The sequence below is a fragment of the Rhodoblastus sp. genome (genome assembly GCF_041915505.1).
GTDB lineage: Bacteria > Pseudomonadota > Alphaproteobacteria > Rhizobiales > Beijerinckiaceae > Rhodoblastus.
The window spans coordinates 1-2438 of the sequence record NZ_JAYSBG010000455.1 but is presented as its reverse complement, the minus strand read 5'-3'; the positions used below and the strand labels follow the sequence as shown (position 1 = coordinate 2438).

General features: G+C 62.3%; 1 protein-coding gene and 2 pseudogenes. All 3 read left to right on the top strand.

The genetic code is table 11. The annotated features are described in order from the left end of the window. A pseudogene (locus ACE3S9_RS18520) lies at positions 1-236 on the top strand (exodeoxyribonuclease VII large subunit); the annotation flags it as partial. 77 nt (positions 237-313) lie between these two features. Continuing rightward, positions 314-1071: pseudogene (locus ACE3S9_RS18515) on the top strand (IS5 family transposase). A gap of 164 nt (positions 1072-1235) precedes the next feature. Further along, positions 1236-2389, top strand: a protein-coding gene (locus ACE3S9_RS18510; RefSeq protein ID WP_374547946.1) for an IS3 family transposase whose coding sequence is annotated in 2 segments (ribosomal slippage) — positions 1236-1467 and positions 1467-2389 — 1155 coding nt in all. Because the reading frame shifts where the segments join, the coding sequence is not laid out codon by codon here. Positions 2390-2438: the final 49 nt, after the last annotated feature.

Here is a 2438-nt window from a genome sequence, read left to right as displayed (position 1 = left end):
TTCGCAAAAGCTTCGGCTATGAGAATGTGCTGGCGCGCGGCTTCGCGCTGGTGCGCGACGGCGAGGGACGGCTGTTGCGCCGCGCCGTCGACGTGCGGGACGGAATGGCGCTCAGGATCGCGTTCGCGGACGGCGAACGCGGCGCGGTGGCGGGAGAGAGAGGGCCGCCCGTCGACGCAAGGCCGGCTCCGCGCCGCCAGCGCAGCGAAAAGCCGGATCAGGGCTCGCTGTTCTAGGGCCTGTCGTCATTTAGGGGCTTCCGGCGCGCTGGAAACTTCGATTCATAGAAGGTCAGCCATTTTGGAGCTGACCGGTGCGACGCTACAGCCTTCGCGACTCCCAATGGGAGCGCATCCGCGACCTCCTTCCCGGGCGGGATGGGCATGTCGGGGTTACGGCGGCAGACAATCGTCTGTTCGTCGAGGCGGTGATCTACCGCTATCGCGCCGGCATCCCGTGGCGTGATCTTCCGGAGCGCTTCGGCGATTGGAAGAATGTCCACCGGCGCCACAGCCGATGGTCCAAATCGGGAGTATGGGGCCGCGTTTTCAATCACTTGGCGGCGGACGCCGACAATGAATACGCGATGATCGACAGTACGATCGTGCGCGCCCATCAGCATAGCGCCGGCGCTCCCAAAAAGGGGGCGACGACCAGGCGATCGGGCGGTCGCGCGGGGGATTGAGCACCAAGATACACACCACGGTCGATGCGCTCGGCAACCCGACCGGCTTTCATCTGACCGGCGGCCAAGCCCACGACCTCGTCGGGGCAGACTACCTGCTGGCGGACATGAAGGCCGACATGCTGATCGCCGACAAAGCGTTCGATGCCGACAAGCGCATCATTGCGCCCCTCCTAGCCGCCGGCAAATCGGCGGTGATCCCAAGCAAAGCGAACCGCAAGACCGCCCGCGATTACGACCGTGACCTATACAAGGCACGGCACCTCATCGAGAACTTCTTCGCCAGACTCAAGCAATACCGCGCGATCGCAACACGCTACGACAAGACCGCCCGAATTTTCCTCGGTGCTGTCCATCTCGCAGCCAGCGTGATCTGGCTCAATTGACGACAGGCTCTAGATTTAGCATCAAGATATCTTGAATTTAGCATCAAGATATCTTGATATGTGACTTTTTGCATAGGTCGGTCATTGGGTCCTTTTGCTGGATTCTGAACCGCCCCTAGATTTTTAGACGCCTTCTTCCCTAAATTTGAGGCGAGGAGGTCCCGATGGGCAAAGCGAACTTCACCGAGGACTTCAAGCGCGAGGCGGTCGTTCAGATCACCGAACGAGGCTATCCGGTTGCGGCGGTGGCGGCCCGGCTTGGGATCAGCAAATACTCGCTCTACGAGTGGAAGAAGCGGTACGCGAAGCCTGCCTCGGCCCATTATGACGATCAGGCTGCCGAAGTCCGCCGGCTGAAGCGCGAGTTGCAGCGGGTCACCGAGGAGCGCGACATCCTAAAAAAAGCGGCCGCGTACTTCGCCAAGGATGCAAAGTGAAGTACGCGTTCATTGCCGAGCATCGCTCGATCTTTTCGATCCGCGCCATGTGCCGTTGCCTCTCGGTGCAGCCCAGCGGCTTCTACGCCTGGCTGAAGGATCCGCTCAGCCGACGCGCCAAGGAGGACCGCCGCCAGACCGAACTCATTCGCACGGCTTGGCGCGACAGCAGCAAGGTCTACGGCTACCGGAAGCTCCACGACGATCTCATGGACATGGGTGAGAACTGCTGTCCGAACCGGGTCGCGCGGCTGGCGCGGCTGGCGCGGCTGGCCGACATCCGGGCTCAGATCGGGTACAAACGCCGCCCTGGCGCGTGCGGAGGCAAGTCGTCGCTGGCTGTCGACAACACGCTCGATCGCCGGTTTGACGTCGAGGCGCCGGACAAGGCCTGGGTGACGGACATCACCTACATCCGCACGCACGAAGGCTTCGCCTACCTGGCGGTCGTGCTCGATCTCTTCTCGCGCCGCATCGTCGGATGGTCGATGCAAGCGCGCCAGACGACCAATGTCGCCCTTCAGGCGCTGCTGGCTGCCGTCTGGCGACGCAAGCCGAAGGGCCGCGTGCTGGTGCATTCCGATCAAGGCAGCCAGTTCACGAGCATGGAGTGGACTTCGTTCCTGAAGCACCACGATCTGGAGCCCTCGATGAGTCGGCGCGGCAACTGCCACGACAACGCGGTGGCCGAGAGCTTCTTCAACCTGCTCAAGCGCGAGCGGATCCGGCGCAAGGTCTACCGCACGCGGGATGAAGCGCGAGCCGACGTGTTCGACTACATCGAGATGTTCTACAATCCGACCCGCAAGCACGCGCGGAACGGGATGCTGTCGCCCGCCGAGTTCGAACGGCAGCACAAAATGCAAGCCGAGGGCGTCTAAAAAACTCGGGGCGGTTCAGTGTGCTCCTTTTGCGAAAGGCCGACGATCT